Origin of the sequence: Streptomyces sp. NPDC101237, from assembly GCF_044767465.1 — a bacterium.
Classification (GTDB): Bacteria; Actinomycetota; Actinomycetes; order Streptomycetales; family Streptomycetaceae; genus Streptomyces; species Streptomyces gramineus.
Window position 1 is genome coordinate 40467 of record NZ_JBIWNY010000021.1, and the last position, 17127, is coordinate 57593.

Annotated in this window: 17 protein-coding genes; 8 read left to right on the forward strand and 9 right to left on the reverse strand. The window is 72.8% G+C overall.

The genetic code is table 11. From position 1 onward, the window contains the following. Positions 1–233: 233 nt before the first annotated feature. Complete coding sequence (locus ACIRQ9_RS28465; RefSeq protein WP_404179416.1) at positions 234–626, reverse strand: ankyrin repeat domain-containing protein; 393 nt, start codon at positions 624–626, stop codon at positions 234–236. 342 nt (positions 627–968) lie between these two features. Here ACIRQ9_RS28465 and ACIRQ9_RS28470 point away from each other — a divergent pair, with 342 nt between their 5' ends. Beyond that, positions 969–1163, forward strand: a complete 195-nt coding sequence (locus tag ACIRQ9_RS28470; RefSeq protein WP_189268091.1) for a hypothetical protein — start codon at positions 969–971, stop codon at positions 1161–1163. 37 nt (positions 1164–1200) lie between these two features. After that, positions 1201–2757 carry an ATP-binding protein gene (locus tag ACIRQ9_RS28475; RefSeq protein ID WP_404179420.1) on the forward strand — a complete coding sequence of 519 codons (1557 nt, stop codon included), beginning with the start codon at positions 1201–1203 and terminating at the stop codon, positions 2755–2757. A 354-nt stretch (positions 2758–3111) separates the two neighbouring features. Here the strand turns inward: ACIRQ9_RS28475 and ACIRQ9_RS28480 are convergent, their stop codons facing one another. After that, on the reverse strand, positions 3112–4611 hold the full coding sequence (locus ACIRQ9_RS28480; RefSeq protein ID WP_404179423.1) for a PLP-dependent aminotransferase family protein: 1500 nt from the start codon (positions 4609–4611) through the stop codon (positions 3112–3114). A 99-nt stretch (positions 4612–4710) separates the two neighbouring features. Between ACIRQ9_RS28480 and ACIRQ9_RS28485 the strand changes: the two genes are divergently transcribed. From ACIRQ9_RS28485 to ACIRQ9_RS28500, 4 genes are all read left to right on the forward strand, one after another. Continuing rightward, complete coding sequence (locus ACIRQ9_RS28485) at positions 4711–5364, forward strand: YitT family protein (RefSeq protein ID WP_404179426.1); 654 nt, start codon at positions 4711–4713, stop codon at positions 5362–5364. Continuing rightward, a complete protein-coding gene (locus tag ACIRQ9_RS28490) occupies positions 5361–6128 on the forward strand; it encodes a glycerophosphodiester phosphodiesterase (protein ID WP_404179429.1) in 768 nt (255 codons plus the stop codon). The genes ACIRQ9_RS28485 and ACIRQ9_RS28490 overlap by 4 nt, the downstream gene beginning before the upstream one ends. A gap of 40 nt (positions 6129–6168) precedes the next feature. Continuing rightward, entirely contained in the window at positions 6169–7515 is a 1347-nt protein-coding gene (locus tag ACIRQ9_RS28495) for an MFS transporter (protein WP_404179432.1), read from the forward strand. A gap of 287 nt (positions 7516–7802) precedes the next feature. Then, the gene (locus ACIRQ9_RS28500; RefSeq protein WP_010046329.1) at positions 7803–8177 is read left to right on the forward strand and encodes an RNA polymerase-binding protein RbpA; all 375 of its coding nucleotides are present in this window, start codon (positions 7803–7805) and stop codon (positions 8175–8177) included. Between the two features lie 81 nt (positions 8178–8258). On the opposite strand, the gene fxsA is transcribed toward ACIRQ9_RS28500, so the two are convergent. The 4 genes from fxsA to ACIRQ9_RS28520 all read right to left on the reverse strand — a co-directional run bounded on the left by fxsA (position 8259) and on the right by ACIRQ9_RS28520 (position 12457). Then, positions 8259–8828, reverse strand: coding sequence for an FxsA family membrane protein (gene fxsA, locus ACIRQ9_RS28505; RefSeq protein WP_404179435.1), 570 nt, complete (start codon positions 8826–8828; stop codon positions 8259–8261). Between the two features lie 47 nt (positions 8829–8875). Continuing rightward, entirely contained in the window at positions 8876–9688 is an 813-nt protein-coding gene (locus ACIRQ9_RS28510; protein WP_404179438.1) for a polyprenol monophosphomannose synthase, read from the reverse strand. A gap of 586 nt (positions 9689–10274) precedes the next feature. After that, positions 10275–11882 carry an amidohydrolase gene (locus tag ACIRQ9_RS28515; protein WP_404179441.1) on the reverse strand — a complete coding sequence of 536 codons (1608 nt, stop codon included), beginning with the start codon at positions 11880–11882 and terminating at the stop codon, positions 10275–10277. Between the two features lie 134 nt (positions 11883–12016). Further along, positions 12017–12457, reverse strand: a complete 441-nt coding sequence (locus tag ACIRQ9_RS28520; RefSeq protein ID WP_404179444.1) for an Lrp/AsnC family transcriptional regulator — start codon at positions 12455–12457, stop codon at positions 12017–12019. A 268-nt stretch (positions 12458–12725) separates the two neighbouring features. Here ACIRQ9_RS28520 and ACIRQ9_RS28525 point away from each other — a divergent pair, with 268 nt between their 5' ends. Continuing rightward, positions 12726–13193: a hypothetical protein gene (locus ACIRQ9_RS28525; protein ID WP_404179447.1), complete on the forward strand. Its 468-nt coding sequence runs from the start codon at positions 12726–12728 to the stop codon at positions 13191–13193. 1 nt (position 13194) lies between these two features. Here the strand turns inward: ACIRQ9_RS28525 and ACIRQ9_RS28530 are convergent, their stop codons facing one another. Further along, positions 13195–14298 (reverse strand): phosphotransferase family protein, encoded by a 1104-nt coding sequence (locus ACIRQ9_RS28530; protein ID WP_404179450.1) that lies wholly within the window; start codon positions 14296–14298, stop codon positions 13195–13197. A gap of 14 nt (positions 14299–14312) precedes the next feature. Beyond that, positions 14313–15410 carry a hypothetical protein gene (locus ACIRQ9_RS28535; protein WP_404179453.1) on the reverse strand — a complete coding sequence of 366 codons (1098 nt, stop codon included), beginning with the start codon at positions 15408–15410 and terminating at the stop codon, positions 14313–14315. A gap of 145 nt (positions 15411–15555) precedes the next feature. On the opposite strand from ACIRQ9_RS28535, the gene ACIRQ9_RS28540 reads away from it, so the two are divergent. Beyond that, positions 15556–15798, forward strand: a complete 243-nt coding sequence (locus ACIRQ9_RS28540) for a hypothetical protein (RefSeq protein WP_404179456.1) — start codon at positions 15556–15558, stop codon at positions 15796–15798. Here ACIRQ9_RS28540 and ACIRQ9_RS28545 read toward each other — a convergent pair. Next, complete coding sequence (locus tag ACIRQ9_RS28545) at positions 15761–16933, reverse strand: acyl-CoA dehydrogenase (RefSeq protein ID WP_404179459.1); 1173 nt, start codon at positions 16931–16933, stop codon at positions 15761–15763. The two genes, ACIRQ9_RS28540 and ACIRQ9_RS28545, sit on opposite strands and share 38 nt — an antisense overlap. Between the last annotated feature and the right edge of the window lie 194 nt (positions 16934–17127).

The following is a 17127-nucleotide window of genomic DNA, read 5'->3' on the forward strand; positions in this document are numbered from 1 at the left end:
GTCGGGGCGCCCGCCGTCTTCTGCTTGCTGTAGACCATTTCTCTCTGCCTCTCGTCAGTGGCCCATGCGGGCCGCGTCACGGCTCGCATGGTGCGGCGTCACCTGCCCGGCCATCGCGTCCGTGAATCACGACGTCATGATGACCCGGCACTTCGACCTGCCGCGACCGAAATTTCGGCGGCCCTGTACCGCCTCCCCCGTTTTGTGTGTTTTCGCTGGCCGGATGGGACGGTTCAGCCGATACCGAACAACTCGACAAGTTCCGTCTTGCCGAACATCCGGGCGGTGTCGACGGCCGAGGGAGTGCCCGCCGCGGGATCCGCGCCGGCCTCCACGAGCGCCTTGACGACCTCCGTCTCGCCCTTGAAGACAGCTCCGGCGAGCGGGGTCTGGCCCCTGTCGTTGATCCGGTCCGCCTCGGCACCGCGGGAGAGCAGTTCGCGCACCGCGTCGGCGTGGCCGTGGTAGGCGGCGAGCATCACCAGGGAGTCACCGCGGTCGTTGGTGAGGTTGGCCGGAACGCCCGCGTCGAGGTACGCCACGAGTGCCTCGGTCCGTCCCTGCCGGGCCAGATCGAAGATCTTGGTCGCCAGCTCCACGACCTCGGGGTCGGGGGCTTCGCTCATCGAACGGACCGCCTCTCCTGTGTGCTGCGGGGACTTCCGCGGACGGGGGGAGCGTACGGCAACGGGCGGGCCGCGCGGCCGTACGAGTGAATCGTCAGCGTACTGGCTTCAGGGTGCACATGACCGGAACCGCCCGAGGTAAAGATCACCGCAGTTCCGCCGGAGCGTCGCCGAAAGCCCACCCGAACGGCCTCCGACCTGCCCGGTTCGGGCCGAAACGATCCGCCGGTCGAGTGAAATACTCCGAAATTCACTCGTTTGCACCTTTAATCGTATAGATACCTTCTGTGATGCTGGAAGAACTCATGGTGACTGTCCCCCCTCGACACCAGGAGATCGCAAATGATCCTCTCCATCTCAGGCGTCATCGTGCTCGGCATCGTCGTCTTCCTCTTCTTCCGCAAGGACGGGCTGAAGCCGTCGCACGCCACGGTCTCGGCGCTCTTCGGCTTCTACCTCGCCAGCACGGCCATCGCGCCCAGCATCAAGGCCGGCGGCGAGAGCCTGGCCAGCCTGCTCGGCGGCATCAAGTTCTGACGCCCCTCCCGTCCCGACGCACCTTCAGGAGACAGCAGTGGTCCGGCGCCCTCTCCCCCGCATTCTGAGCAACGGCACCGCGCAGCTCGCCCGGAGCAGGGAGCTGGCCCGGACCGCTGCCGACAACGCCACCGACGTCCTGCATCCGCTCATCACCGTCACCCGCGGACTGCGCCGGCTGGCCTCGGCCGGGCGGCACAAGTGGGCGGAGACCCCCAAGGACAAGCGCGGCCCGCTGCTGTTCCTGGTGGCCTCGGTCGTCCTGGTCGTGGCCCTGGTGCCGTACGGGCCGCTGCTCGCCGTCATCACCCTGATGGCGGCGAGCGCCTGGCACGGCCGGGACCGCACCCCGCCCCCGCCGGAGGGCCCCGACGAGTCGCAGACCCAGCGGCTCCAGTCCCTGTACGAGGCCCTGGTGCCGTACTTCTCGGCCGCCGAGGACCCGGCGCCGCTGTACGCGCACGGCGGGGAGTGGGAGAAGGCCTTCCTCTCCCACGAGTTCGACGACGCCGGCCGCATCGGCCAGCTGCTGATCCGCTACCCCGCGTACTTCCCGGACGGCGAGCCCGGAGCCCGCGCCCGGATCGAGTACCTGCTCACCGCGAAGTCCGGGCGCGGCCGGGAGTACCACTTCGCGTGGGACGAGGAGGGCAACCGGCTCACGGTGACCGCCCTCGCGCCGCTGCCCACCGACATCGCCGCCCAGCGGTTCGTCACCGCGCCGGGCGAGACGGTGCTCGGCTTCACCGATCCCAGCGAGGTCCAGCGCACGCTCCCGCTCACCTACGGCGAGGAGCGGCGGGACGTCCCACCCGTCGTGTGGCGCACCGGCGCCCGCTCCACCGAACCCCATCTGCTGGTCATGGGCCGCCCCGGCAGCGGCACCTCCACCCTGCTGCGTTCGGTCGCCCTGCAGGCCCTCCAGCACGGTGACGTGCTGATCGTCGAGGGCGGCGGCACCGGCGAGTACGCGTGCCTGTCCGGGCGGGAGGGGGTGCTCGGCGTGGAGTGCGGTCTCGCCGGGGCGCTCGCCGGCCTCGAATGGGCCGCGCACGAGACGGAGCGGCGGCTCATCGCCCTCAACCGCGCGCGGCAGGCCGGCCATCCGCCGCCGGAGGACTGCCGGCGTCCGCTGTGGATCCTGCTCGACCGTCCCGGCTCGTTCGTCCACCTGGCCGCGGCCAACGGCCGGCAGGACCCGCAGGCCCTGCTCCAGACCCCGCTCCGGCACGGGCGCGCGGCGAACGTCACCGTGGTGGTGGCCGAGCACCTCGACAGCACGGACGCGGTCAGCGAGGCGCTGCGGCAGCACACGCACGCGCGGGTCGTGCTCGGGCCCGCCCTGCCGGACGAGCTGGAAGCGGCTCTGGGGGCGCCCCCGCACACGACTCCGCTGACCCAGATGCCGCCCGGCCGGGGGTACGCGCGGATGGGCCACGGCCCGGTGCTGCGGCTCCAGGTGCCGGCCACGCCGGATCCGTACGACGACGCGACGAGTGACGCGGACCGGCAGGCGGTGCTGGAGCTGCTGCCGCCGCGGAGCGAGCCGGTGGAGCGGGCGGTGCCGGTGGAGGCGGCTGTCGCCGAGGGCTGAGCCGGCGCCGGCCACCATCCGGCCGCGCCCCGGCGGGCTGGTCGCGCGACGCAGAGACACAGGCCGGTCGTCCACCCGCGGCCCGGCCGGGGGCTGGTCGCGCGACGCTCAGACACAGACCGTCATCCACCCGCGCCCCGGCGGGGGCTGGTCGCGCAGTTCCCCGCGCCCCCCGAAGGGGCACTGCCACCAGCGCCCCCGAAGAGGCACGGGGAACTGCGCGACCAGCGCCCTGAAGGGGCGCGGGGAACTGCGCGAACACCCCCACCGGCCCGCAGCCGGAGAACCCCCGAAGCGACGCTGCGCGAGCGGCCCCCGCCGGGCCCGCAGCCGGACAGCTGCCATGATCGGCGGCTACGCCACGAACGTTCGTGGTGAGTCGCCGCCGCCCGTCGCTCCCGCCTCGACCAGCCGTGCCGCCGCCGCCAGCCGCGCCGCCGCCTCCTCCGCCACCGCGCCCCCCACGGTGAACGGCAGCCGCACATACCCCTCGAACGCGCCGTCCACCCCGAACCGCGGCCCCGACGGCACCCGCACCCCGACCCGCTCCCCCGCCTCAGCCAGCCGCGAGCCGGACAGTCCGCCCGCCCTGACCCACAGCGTCAGCCCGCCCCGCGGCACCTCGAACTCCCAGTCGGGCAGCTCCCGCCGCACGGCGGCCAGCAGGTCGTCCCGGTTCTGGCGGGCCTGGACGCGGCGCACCTCGACCGCCTGCTCCCAGCCGCCCGTGCCGAACAGCCAGTTCACCGCCAACTGCTCCACCACCGGCGTCCCGAGGTCGGCGTAGGCACGCGCGGCGACCAGGCTGCGGATGACGTCCGGGGCCGCCCGCACCCACCCGATCCGCATGCCCGCCCAGAACGCCTTGCTGGCGGAGCCGACGGTGACCACGGTCGAGCCCGCCGGGTCGAAGCCGCAGACCGGGCGGGGCATCTCGACCCCTTCGTCCAGCCACAGCTCGCTCATCGTCTCGTCGGCGACCAGCACCGTGCCCGCCGAGCGAGCCGCGTCGACCAGCCGGCGGCGCTGGTCCTCGTCGGCGAGCGCCCCGGTGGGGTTGTGGAAGTCGGCGACGACGTAGGCGATCCGGGGCGCGGCCTCCCGGAGCACCTGGCGCCAACGGTCCATGTCCCAGCCCGTCAGGCCCTCCGCCATCGCCACCGGGACCAGCCGGGCGCCCGCCTCCCGCATCAGCTGGAGGATGTTGGCGTAGGACGGGGACTCGACGGCGATCCGCTCGCCGCGCCCGCCGAAGAGGTGGCAGATGGCGTCGATCGCGCCCATCGCACCGGTGGTGACCATGATCTGCTCGGGCATCGTGGGGATCCCGCGCGCGGTGTAGCGGTCGGCGATCATGGCGCGCAGGACCGGGAGCCCGGCCGGATAGTCGCCGTGCGTATGGGCGTACGGCGGTAGTTCCTCCAGGGCGCCCTGGACCGCGCGGGTCAGCCAGGGTTCGGGGGCGGGCAGGGCGGCGGTGCCGAGGTCGATCACCGAGCCGAGCGCCTCCGGCGGCAGGGGTTCCAGGCCGCGGGCCGGCAGCGGGTTGCCCGCGGGGACGGCCGTCCAGCTGCCGGCGCCCCGGCGGGACTCCAGGAAGCCCTCGGCGCGCAGTGCCTCGTACGCCGCCGCCACGGTCGTACGGCTGACGGACAGGGCGAGGGCCAGTTCGCGTTCGGCGGGCAGCCTGGCGGCGACCGGGACGCGTCCTTCGAGGACGAGCAGGCGGACTCCGTCGGCGAGGGCCCGGTAGGCGGGCGGGCGCCGGGTGCCGGGGCCGGCCGGACGGTCCTGCTGCGAGTTGAGCAGCCGGGCGAGCTGTGCGGCACCCACCGCCGAGGTCCACTGCGCCATGGAAATCAGTCCACCTTCCCCGAATTGGCCATGGATGCCCTTACTTCCCCCGCCACAGAGTGACACGGACCAGTCCACCAGCACCACGGGGGGTATCTCTTGTCCACGCGAGGCCGGCTCGGGCGCCGGCTGATCCAGCTCTACGCGGGGCTCACCCTGTACGGCGTGAGTTCCGGGCTCCTCGTCGAGGCGGGCCTGGGCCTGGAGCCCTGGGGCGTCCTGCACCAAGGGCTCGCCGAGCACGTCGGGCTGAGCATCGGCACGGTGTCGATCATCGTGGGGGCGGCGGTGCTGCTCCTGTGGATCCCGCTGCGCCAACGGCCGGGCCTCGGCACGGTCTCCAACGTGTTCGTCATCGGCCTGGCCATGAACGCCACGCTCGCCCTCGTGCCCGGCGCGCACGAGCTCGCGGTGCGGATACCGCTGATGGCGGCGGGCATCGTCCTGAACGGCGCGGCGACCGGGCTGTACATCGCGGCGAGCTTCGGGCCGGGGCCGAGGGACGGTCTGATGACGGGGCTGCACCGACGCACCGGACGGTCGATCCGGCTGATCCGGACGGCGATCGAGGTCGCGGTGGTCGCGACCGGCTTCGCGCTCGGCGGGACCATCGGCGTGGGAACGCTGCTCTACGCGGTGTCCATCGGGCCCCTGGCCCAGCTCTTCCTGAAGGTGTTCGCCGTCCCGGCGGCATCCGCAGGCAGCACGGTCGTTGCCAAGGGGTCATCGGAGCAGGCCATACTTCGCCCGTGAGCACGCTGACACGCCATCCGTACCTGGACCACCCCGGCCCCATCGCCTTCGCCCACCGCGGCGGGGCGGCGGACGGCCTGGAGAACACCGTGGCGCAGTTCCGGCGCGCGGTGGAGCTCGGCTACCGGTACATCGAGACCGATGTGCACGCCACGGCGGACGGCAGGCTCGTCGCCTTCCACGACGACACCCTGGACCGGGTCACGGACGGGGCGGGCCGGATCGGCGACCTGCCGTGGGAGACCGTACGGCAGGCGCGCGTGGCGGGCCGCGAGCCGCTCCCTCTCTTCGAGGAACTCCTGGAGGAGTTCCCGGACGTCCGCTGGAACGTGGACGCCAAGGCGGAGCCGGCGCTGCGGCCGCTGCTGGACCTGGTGGACCGGACGGACTCCTACGACCGGGTGTGCGTCGGGTCGTTCTCGGAGGCGCGGGTGCTGCGGGCGCAGCGGATCGCCGGGCCGCGGCTGGCCACCTCGTTCGGCACCCGCGGTGTGGTCGGGCTGCGGCTGCGCTCCTGGGGGCTGCCCGCGTCGGTGCGCCGGTCGGCGGTGGCCGCGCAGGTTCCCGAGTCGCAGTCGGGCGTCCCGGTCGTCGACCGGCGCTTCGTCCGCGCGGCCCACGCGCGCGGGCTGCACGTCCACGTGTGGACCGTCAACGCACCCGAGCGGATGCACCGGCTCCTGGACCTGGGAGTCGATGGCATCATGACCGATCACATCGACACGTTGCGTGAGGTCATGCGGGACCGCGGCGTCTGGGTCTGAGACGCGCGTCGGCACCGCCGCGGGAAAGGCGAGGGCACGGGTGGGCACCGAAACCGTGCGGACGGGGGCCTCGGACGAGGTCGCCGGGCTGCGGCGCGAACAGCGCGGCTGGTACTTCTACGACTGGGCGTGCTCGGTCTACTCGACGAGCGTGCTCACCGTCTTCCTCGGTCCGTACCTCACGTCGGTCGCGGACCACGCGGCCGACGCGGACGGCTACGTGCATCCGCTGGGCGTCCCGGTCCGCGCGGGCTCCTTCTTCGCCTACTCGGTCTCGCTGTCGGTGATCCTGGCGGTCGTGGTGATGCCCCTGGTGGGCAGCGTGGCCGACCGTACCGGCCGCAAGAAGAGGCTGCTCGGCGCGGCCGCGTACACCGGGGCCGCCGCGACCACGGGCATGTTCTTCCTCGACGGCGACCGCTATCTGCTCGGCGGGCTGCTGCTGATCGTGGCGAACGCGGCGCAGTCGGTGGCCCTGATGCTCTACAACTCCTACCTGCCGCAGATCGCCCCGCCCGAGGAACGCGACACGGTCTCCTCGCGGGGCTGGGCGTTCGGGTACGCGTCCGGATCCCTGGTGCTGACAGCCAACCTGGTCCTCTACTCCGCCCACGACTCCTTCGGTCTGTCGGAGACGGAGGCGGTCCGCGTCTGCCTGGCCGCGGCGGGGCTGTGGTGGGGGCTCTTCACCCTCGTACCGCTGCGCCGGCTGCGTGACCGGGGCGGCCGGGAGGCCGGGGCGACGGTACCCGGGCTGCGCCAACTCGCGGCGACCGTGCGGGACATGCGCCGGCATCCGCTGACGCTCTCCTTCCTGCTGGCGTACCTCGTCTACAACGACGGGATCCAGACCGTGATCTCGCAGGCGTCCGTGTACGGCTCCGAGGAGCTCGGGCTCGGTCAGTCGACGCTCATCGGCGCCGTCCTGCTGGTCCAGGTGCTCGCGGTGGCCGGCGCCCTGACGATGGGGCGGCTGGCCAGGACGTACGGGGCCAAGCGCACGATCCTCGGGTCGCTGGTGGCGTGGACGCTGACGCTGGCGGCCGGGTACTTCCTGCCGGCCGGGGCGCCGGTGTGGTTCTTCGTGCTCGCGGGCGGCATCGGCCTGGTCCTCGGCGGCAGCCAGGCGCTGTCCCGCTCCCTGTTCTCGCATCTGGTGCCGCCCGGCAAAGAAGCCGAGTACTTCGCGGCGTACGAGATGAGCGATCGGGGGATGAGCTGGCTGGGACCTCTGTTGTTCGGGATCACCTTCCAGCTGAGCGGGAGCTACCGCTCGGCGATCATCTCGCTGGTGGTCTTCTTCGTCATCGGTTTCGCGCTGCTCGCGCGGGTGCCGGTGCGCAGGGCGATCGGCGAGGCCGGCAACCCGGTCCCGGAGAAGATCTAGGTCGGGCCGGAGGAGCCGTCGGGAAGATTTAGCGTTCAACGCCGAAGAGCGGTAGTGTACGCGTTTGGCCTGCCAGGCGGACCGTTACTGCGCGTCAAAGGTGCCGAAACGCTGGGTGACATCTGTTAGCAGATGTGACAAACCGGGCGCTGGTGGGTACAACAAGGGGCGGCTACGACGGCGACGCATGACCCGGAACGGGAATCTTTACCGCCGACCGGACGTTGACCGGATGACGACGACAGCGACACCTGTCCTGTGGGCGACAAGCCCGGGAGGCACGATTCATGAGTGAGCGAGCTCTTCGCGGTACGCGCCTCGTAGTGACCAGCTACGAGACGGACCGCGGTATCGACCTGGCCCCGCGCCAGGCCGTGGAGTACGCATGCGAGAAGGGGCATCGCTTCGAGATGCCCTTCTCGGTCGAGGCGGAGATCCCGCCGGAGTGGGAGTGCAAGGTCTGCGGGGCCCAGGCACTCCTCGTGGACGGCGACGGCCCTGAAGAGAAGAAGGCCAAGCCCGCGCGTACCCACTGGGACATGCTGATGGAGCGACGCACCCGTGAGGAACTCGAAGAGGTCCTCGAGGAGCGTCTGGCGGTTCTGCGCTCCGGCGCGATGAACATCGCGATTCATCCGAGGGACAGCCGCAAGTCCGCATAGTCCCGTCCAACGGGAAGCCGACACAACCGACCGAGGGCGCCGTACGTTCACCGAACGTACGGCGCCCTCGTCTGCGTGGTCTCAGCGCGTCAGCGGCGGCCGCTCCCCCGCCGCCTCGCCGCCGTGCTCCGGCCGGTCGTCCCGGACGATCACCTCGCCCCGCACCACCTTCCCGTCCGGACGGTGCATGCGGGCCTGCTGGAAGGCGTCGCCGAGGGAGCCAGGGGCGGAGGCGCGGAGCCGGCGGCCGATGGTGCGCTCGGTGAGGCGGGAGACCGCCTTCTGCACCGGCGGCACCAGGAGCAGCAGACCGAGGACGTCGGAGACCAGGCCGGGGATCATGAGCAGCAGGCCGCCCAGCATCATCAGGCCGTTGCCGCCGCCGCGCTCCGGCGAGCCGCCGCGCTGGATCGCCTCGTTGAGGCTGCGGAACGCGCGCCGCCCGGCCCGCTTGATGACCACCGCGCCCGCGACGAAGCCGGCCACCAGCAGCAGGAGCACGGTCACACCGCCCGCCGCGCCCGCGACGACCGTCAGCAGCCAGATCTCCAGCACCAGCCACGCGGCCAGGCCCAGCGGCAGGTATCTGCCGAGCCGGGACCGGCGGGGCCGGTCGGTGGTCCGCGGAGGGAGCTGCGCGCCAGTCGTCATGCTCCCAGTGTGCCTGGGCCCGGCTCAGTGCGGGATAAGGGGGACGATCAGGCGGAACCGGCCGGCCGGGACGGCTTGCCCTTGCCGCTGATCTTGCCCATCCGCTCGGTGAGACCCCACGACGTGACCCGCCACAGGGCCTCCACCATGATGTCGCGGCTCATCTTGGAGTCGCCCAGCTCGCGCTCGACGAAGGTGATGGGCACCTCGACGACGTGGAAGCCCGCCTTGATCGCCCGGCGGGCCAGGTCGACCTGGAAGCAGTAGCCCTGCGAGGCGACCTCGTCGAGCCCCAGGCCCTCCAGGGTCTCGCGGCGGAAGGCGCGGTAGCCGCCGGTGATGTCCCGCAGCGGCAGGTCGAGCGCGAGGCGCGAGTAGAGCGAGCCGCCGCGGGAGATGAACTCGCGGGACTTGGGCCAGTTCACCACCCGGCCGCCGGGCACCCAGCGGGAGCCGAGCACCAGGTCGGCGCCCTTCAGCGCGGTCAGCAGGCGGGGCAGCTCCTCCGGCTGGTGGGAGCCGTCGGCGTCCATCTCGATGAGGACGCCGTAGTCGTGTTCCATGCCCCAGCGGAAGCCCGCGAGGTAGGCGGCCCCCAGGCCCTCCTTGCCCTTGCGGTGCAGCACCTGGACGTGGTCGTCCTCGGCGGCCAGTTCGTCGGCGAGCTTTCCGGTGCCGTCGGGGCTGTTGTCGTCCGCCACGAGCACGTGCGCCTCGGGAACGGCCCGGCGCACCCGGCCGACGATGGACTTGATGTTCTCCGCCTCGTTGTACGTGGGAATGATCACCAAGGCCGTGCCGAGCGGGCCGAACCGCCTCTCCTGGGCCTGTGCCGCGAGGGTCCCGTCGCCGTCGTTCACTGCTGCCCCTTCATGTCGTACGCAGGGGACCACCATAGTGGCCACAGCCTGCACTGACGTGACAGCTCGTGCGTGTGGTGGTGTCGATTCCGAAAGAACGGGGTAAGGATGCCCGTTTCGGGTGCCGTTCATCCGTGATTTCACCGGCCCGTCCGACTGCGGATGGGGGCCCGGCGCCCTTCGGGCCGACCTGGGACCCGCTGGCTGCGGGTCGACCGAAAGCCGTTGTCTACTGAGCGTCCGGGCCCCACCCGGGTCACACCTCCCGACCGGCCTGAACGTTCCCCCGTCGGCGCGGGCGCTGAGCCTGGCTCCCAGTGGCGGCACCCCGGTGCGGGGCTCCGTCCCTGACCCAGCGGCGCTGCGACGAGTCGCGAACTGCTCTCCGGTCGGGCGTCCGGTGGTGGACTCGGCCGAACCTACCGGCCTGCTGCCGCTCACTGTCAACAGTCGTCTGACCTGCGAAAACGGCATCAAACCGCTGGTCAGCGCGGAGGATGCGCAGGTCGCGCGACGGAGCGGCGGCCGTCGATGGCGACCGCGCCACCCCGGGAGATCACTCGCCCGGCCGTACGAATGCGGCCGGTCACCCGCCCGGTCGTACGAACACGGTGCGGCCGCCCACCACCGTGGTCAGGCAGACCGGCAGGTCACGGCCGGGGGTCAGGTCGGGCAGGCCGGGGGTGCCGGAGCGCGGGTCGGTGGACCAGCGGGCGACCCGGTCGTCCGGGGCCTGCACCACCAGCTCCTCGGTGCGCCACACCGCGTAGTCGGCGGGCGCGCCCGGCACCAGGACGCCCGCGTCGTCCCGGCCGGTGGCCCGCCAGCCGCCCCTGGTGTGCGCGGTGAACGCGGCCCGTACCGAGACCCGGTGTTCGGGCGTGTGGTGGAAGGCGGCGGCGCGCACGGTCCCCCAGGGGTCGAGCGGGGTGACCGGGCTGTCGGAGCCGAAGGCGAGCGGGACCCCGGCCTTCAGGAGGGCCGCGTAGGGGTTCAGGGTGCGGGCCCGCTCGGCGCCGAGCCGCTGGGCGTACATCCCGTCGGCGCCGCCCCACAGCGCGTCGAAGGCCGGCTGCACGGAGGCGATGAGACCGAACTCGGCGAAGGCGCCGATGTGCTCGGCGGTGAGCATCTCGGCGTGCTCGACGCGGTGCCGGGCGGCGCGGACGCGGGCCGGGCCGAGCTTCTCCGCGGCGGCGCGCACGCCCTCCACCACGGCGCTCACGGCGGCGTCCCCGATGGCGTGGAAGCCCGCCTGGATCCCGGCCTCCGTGCAGGCGACGACATGGGCGGCGACGGCGGCCGCGTCCAGGTAGGCGGCGCCGGTGGTGTGGCCGGCGTCGGCGTACGGCGCGTGCAGGCAGGCGGTGTGGGAGCCGAGGGCCCCGTCGACGAAGAGGTCGCCCGCGGCGCCGAGCGCGCCCAGGGCGCGGGCCTTGTCGGCGTCCTCCTCCGCCCAGTAGCCGACGACCCGGGGGCCGGGCACCTCCGCGGCCAGCCGCAGCAGGCCGGTGAAGTCGTCCTCGGAGGAGATCTTCGGGCCGCCGCACTCGTGGAGGGTGCCGATCCCGAGGGACGCGGCGTGCGCGAGCGCGGCGCGCTGGGCCTCGGCACGCTGTGCGGGCGTCACGGCCGCGAACGCCGCGGCGCGCACCGCGTGGTGGGCGTCGCCGGTGAGCGGGCCGTCCTCCCGGGAGGCGGTCGCGGGCAGCAGGTCGAGCAGGGCCGTGCTGACGACCGCCGAGTGGACGTCGATGCGGGAGAGGTAGAGCGGGCGTCCGCCGGTGGCCGCGTCCAGCTCGGCGCGGCTCGGCGGGCGGCCGTCGGGCCAGCGGGAGGCGTCCCAGCCGTGCCCGAGCAGGACCCGGTCCTCCGGGTGGGCGGCGGCGAAGTCGCGCACCAGGGCGAGCGCGGCGTCCGGCGAACCGGCCCCGGACAGGTCGAGCCCGGTCAGTGCGAGCCCGGTCGAGGTGGTGTGGACGTGGGCGTCGGTGAAGGCGGGGGTGACCAGGGCACCGTCCAGGTCCACGACCTCGTCGACCCCGTCCGCGAAGGCGTCGGCGGCCCCCTCGGACCCGACCCAGGCGACCTGCCCGCGCTCCACGACCATCGCGGTCGCGAACGGATCGGCGGGGCTGTGCACCTCGCCCCGGCGCAGGAGGACGGTCTTGGTCTGGTCGATGCGCTCACTCATGAGGGACAGTCTCGCGCCTCACATCGATCACTCCGAACCCGGGGCGGTTCGCACGCACCCCCGAAGGGGCGCGCGGAACCGGGCGACCGGCCTCCGGCCGCCCGCGGCGGACGAACGGCCGGCACCGGACGGCGTCAGACCCTCGGCGGCCGTGCCTCGTAGGGCGTCGACAGCACCACCGTGGTCCGGGTGGACACGCCCGCGAGCCCGCGCAGCCGCGCCAGCAGCTCCTCCAGCTCGTGCGGGGACGCCACCCGCACCTTGAGGATGTAGTTCTCGTCCCCGGCCACGCTGTGGCACGCCTCGATCTCGGGGACGCCGGCCAGCCGGTCCGCGATGTCGTCGGGGGCGCTGGGGTCGAACGGTTTCACCGAGATGAACGCCGTCATGGGCAGTCCGACGGCCTCCGGGTCGACGACCGCGGCGTAGCCGCGGATGACACCGCGCTGCTCCAGCCGGCGCACCCGCTGGTGCACGGCCGACGTGGAAAGGCCCGTGGCCTTGCCCAGGTCCGTGTAGCTCATCCGCCCGTCTTTGACGAGCAGCTGCACGATTTGACGGTCCAGCTCCTCCATGGCGCAAAAACTACCGCGCGCTTGATCTCCCGGGATAGCTCGGCGGCCCAGGTCATGGCCGGTTCGTGATGTGCGGAAGGGCCGGCGGCGGCCCTTTCGGGGGGACAAATCCGCCGCACCGGGCACCTGCGACCGGCATGTGACGAACGCCACAGTCCTTGGAGGGGGTCTGTGACGGTCTCGTGATTACCGCCGAGACCGGACGGGAAGTGCTTGCTGTGGTCGAGGCCGCAGCGCCGTAACGGCCCAGCCCGAGGGGGAGTTACCCATGCAGAGTCTTAAGCGCCCTGGTCGTACCGCGTCCAAGCGCCCGCAGTTGATCGTCGAGCCCGAGCCGGAGGGCGTCGAACCCGACCTCTACGAGGCCGAGGAGTCCGACGCGTACGACGCGTACGACACCTTCGAGATGTACCGGGTGATCTGCCCGGACTGCGCGCAGCCGATCGCGCTGCTCGCGGACGAGGAGTTCCTGCCGGAGCACGCGCTGTGCGCCTCCCCGTGGAACCCGTTCGGTCTCACGGTCTGCGCCGGCACCGGCCGGGCCGCGGCCGAGGCCCCGTCGGCCGACGAGACGGTCGAGCCGCAGGAGCAGGACACAGCCCTCCTGCTCACCCTCCCGCAGGGTCTGGACTGGCGCACGCAGCCGTTCTCGCACGTCGGCGGTCCGGGCTCGCGCCCGATGCGCGTCCCGGCGATGCGCCTCGGCGGCGGGACCCTCGGCCGTCAGGCCGCCTGAGTCACCGCACCGCATCCCAGTAGCTGCCCTGCACCATGGCGCGCAGACTGCCGTGGTGCAGGATCAGTGTGTCCGGGTCCGCCGGGACCGTGGCCTCGCCGAAGTGCACCTGGCGGTAGGCGATGCGCAGCATGACGATCGCGTGCCGCAGGGCCGCGTACAGGGTGTAGAAGTCCATGTCCCGCGGGGTGTGGCCGGTGAGCGTGGCGTAGCGGGCCTCGATACGGTCGCGGCGCAGGAAGCCGGGCAGTCCTGGCTGGCCGGAGGCGGCCGTGAGGTCCTGGAAGAAGCGGTGCAGGTAGACGGTCCAGCCGAGCTCCACCTCGCGGGGGGCCAGGGCCGCCATCTCCCAGTCGAGCACGGCCACCGGGTCGAAGCCGTCGTAGACGACGTTCCCGATGCGCGCGTCGCCCCAGTTGAGGACCGGCGTGCCGGGCTCGGCCGGCCACAGCTCGGCGAGCCGGCCGAACGCGGCCTCGATCAGGGGTGAGCGGGCCAGTCCGTCCACCACCCATGCGTAGTAGGCCTGTTGGGACTCGACGTGCCGGCGCAGTGCGTCGCCGTCCCCGGGCAGCGCGAGGAACCGCGCGTCCGCGAGCGGGACTTGGTCGTGCAGCCGGGCCAGCAGGCCCACCGAGGCCGCTTCGAGCCGCTCGCGTTCGGCGTCGGTCGCCGCGTGCAGCCAATTCCCCTGGTACGTGTAGGGCATGACATCGGGCGGGACGCGGCCCTCGGCCCGTTCCATCACGAAGAAGGGCGCGCCGAGCGGTCCGGGGTCCTCCTCCGACCACAGGACGCGGGGCACCGGCAGGTCCGTGCGGTCGGCGACCAGCCGCATGGTGCGGTACTGCCGGGTCAGGTCGCGGGACGGGAAGACCGTGTACGCCGAGGGGTCCGCCGCCAGTCTCAACGCGCAGGCGCGCAGAGGCGGGTGGGGGTGATCGATGTCGAACAGCAGCGTCTCGCCGGACATGCCGTTGGAGGCGGGCACCGTGACGCCGACGGCCCGCGCGCCGGGGAGCCGGGCGTCCAGCCAGGCGGTCAGCCGACGGGCGAGGTCCTGCGGGTCGCGCGTCGTGGTGCGCGGGCGCGGTGCTGCCGTCATCCGGGCCTCCTCCTTCAGGGCGCCACCGAGTCGAAGCCGGTGAAGCCGCTCGGGTCGTGCCTGCCGAACGAGCCGTGCTCGAAGACGCCGTGGCCGGTGCGGCCGTCCAGCCGGAAGCGCGCGGAGTGGTCGGTGACGCCGTAGGCCGCGCGCGGGTGGTGGGCGGTCATGTCGTAGGTACGGCGGTCCGTCCAGGAGCGGCCCTGCCAGGTGCCGTGCTGCCAGTCGTCGGCGGGCGGGTAGCCGGCGCCGATCGCGAGCGGCGAGGAGGCGAGGATCTCCGCCTCCAGCTCCTGCGGCTCGCGCGGGCCGCCGAGGTGGACGACGGCACGCTCAGGGTGGCGGGTGCCCGCGCGGTAGGTGATCTCGGCCTGCGGCCAGCCGAGTTGGCGGTCCGGCCGGCCCGGGCGGACCAGGGTGGCGTCGTTCAGGGTGCGGTAGCCGTCGGCGTCCTCCTGGACGACGATCATCAGGAACCGGTCCTCGAAGCGCACGGGGCACCAGATCCGGTGGAAGCCCTCGGCCGGGTTCTCCTCGGCGAACCTGCCGCCCTCCTCCCCCGGTATGGGCCGCACGCCCCAGCTGCGGTCCCGGGTGCCGGTCCAGCCGCCGGGTTCGACGCGGAACTCCTCGCCGCCGGCCCGGATCACCCCGGACACTCCCCCGGCCTGCACGAACCTGCGGCCCTCCAGCGTCAGCCGGTCGCCGCGGCGCTGCAGGTGGTGCGGCTCCCACAGGGCCGGGAAGGCGGCGGTCCAGGTGAGGTCACAGGAGATCGCGTCGTCGCAGGTCAGCCGGAAGCGCCGGAGCGGTTCGCGGACCTCGACGCGCAGCGGGCCGACCGCGAGGCGCATCCGGTCGTCGCCGAGTGCGTCCGAGGCGCGCACCGCGTGCAGGGTGTCGCCGGTGCGCAGGGTGGCGTAGGCGTCGATCACTCCGACGTTCGGGTAGACGCCGAGGCCGAGGATGAGCAGGGCACGGCCGTCGTGGTCGAAGACGTGGAAGATGCAGCGGTCGTAGGCGTTCCGGTCTCCGGTGGCGACGTGCTTCATGGAGAGCGGGACCTGGTGCACCGGGTAGTCGTCGAGCGGTACGGGACGGTCGTCGGCCATGCGGGCCTCCCCGGAGGCTGGAGACGGTCCGGCTGACGGTACGTCAGAAACTCGGGGGTGGCCAGATCCGGGACCGGACGTCCACGAACTCACGCACGATTAGCGGGATCGGTGACCAGGGCGGCCGCAGCCGCGTTGGCCGGGCATGACGACCACCTACACCGCCCTCGGCCGTCAGCGCCGTATCTTCGTGCCCCAGCCCGCCTCACCGGCCCCGCCGCCCGCGCCGCAGGATCCGCCGATCTACCGCGATCTGCTGCGCGCCTGGGCGGACCGGGGCCGCACCCTGCCGGGCCGCCACGACCCGGAGTGGGTCAGGCTGGCGGCCCCGACGGTCACGCGCGGGCAGTTCAGCGGCTTTCCGGCCCCGCAACATGACGGGCGATGACCATCCGCTGGATCTGGTTGGTGCCCTCGACGATCTGCAGGACCTTGGCCTCGCGCATGTAGCGCTCGACCGGGAAGTCGACGGTGTAGCCGTAGCCGCCGAGGATCTGGACGGCGTCGGTGGTCACCTTCATCGCGGTGTCGGTGCAGTACAGCTTGGCCATGGCGGCCTGCTTGGCGAACGGCCGGCCCGCGTCCCGCAGCCGCGCCGCCGCGAGGTAGAGGGCGCGGCCCGCCTCGATCCGGGTCGCCATGTCGGCGATCATGAAGCGCAGGCCCTGGAAGTCGGCGATGGGGTGGCCGAACTGCCGCCGTCCGGTGGCGTAGGCGACCGCCTCGTCCAGGGCCGCCTGGGCGAGGCCGACGGCGCAGGCGGCGATGCCGAGCCGGCCCGAGTCCAGTGCGGACAGGGCGATGGCGAAGCCCTGACCCTCCTCGCCGAGCCGACGCTCGTCCGGGACCCGGACGTCGTCGAAGTGCACCTGGGCGGTGGGCGAGCCCTTCATGCCCATCTTCTTCTCGGGCGCCGCGGCGCTCAGGCCCTCGGCGTCACCGGGGACCAGGAAGGCGGTGATCCCGTGCGAGCCCTCCCCGCCGGTGCGGGCCATGACCGTGTAGAAGTCGGCGATGCCGCCGTGCGTGATCCACGCCTTGGTGCCGTTGATCACCCAGTCGTCGCCGTCCCTGACCGCCTTCGTGCGCAGGGAGGCCGCGTCGGAGCCGGACGCCGGCTCGGACAGGCAGTAGGCGCCGAGCAGGCCGCCGCCGAGCATCGCCGGCAGGTGCTCCACCTGCTGCTGCTTGGTGCCGTAGGCGGCGAGCGCGTAGCCGGCGAGGGTGTGCACGCTGACGCCGAGACCGACGGTGAGGCGGGCCGCGGCCAGCTCCTCCAGGACCTGGAGGTACACCTCGTAGGGCTGCTCACCGCCGCCGTACTCGGCGTCGTACGGCAGGCCGAGCAGTCCTGACTCGGAGAGGAGGGTGAAGACCTCGCGCGGGAAGCGCCCGGCGTCCTCCTCCTCGGCCGCCCGGGGCGCGATCTCGCGCTGGGCGATCTCCCGGACGAGCGAGATCAGGTCCCTCGCTTCCTCCGTGGGCAGCTGACGCTCCACCGGCTGCGGGTCGCGGTCGGACATGGCGTCGGTCTCCTCCCTGTCGGGCACGGGCGGGCGCGGCCCGTCGGGTAGGGGCCGCTCCGCCTGTCGTTCGAGTGCCGCCGAGGCGGGCGTTCCGGGTCACGGAAGCTGCTGACCAGCGGCTGCGCAGTGAGTATGCCCGATCGGGGACCTTCCGTCACCAGTTAACGACCGCTTACTTCGCCAATTCCAGG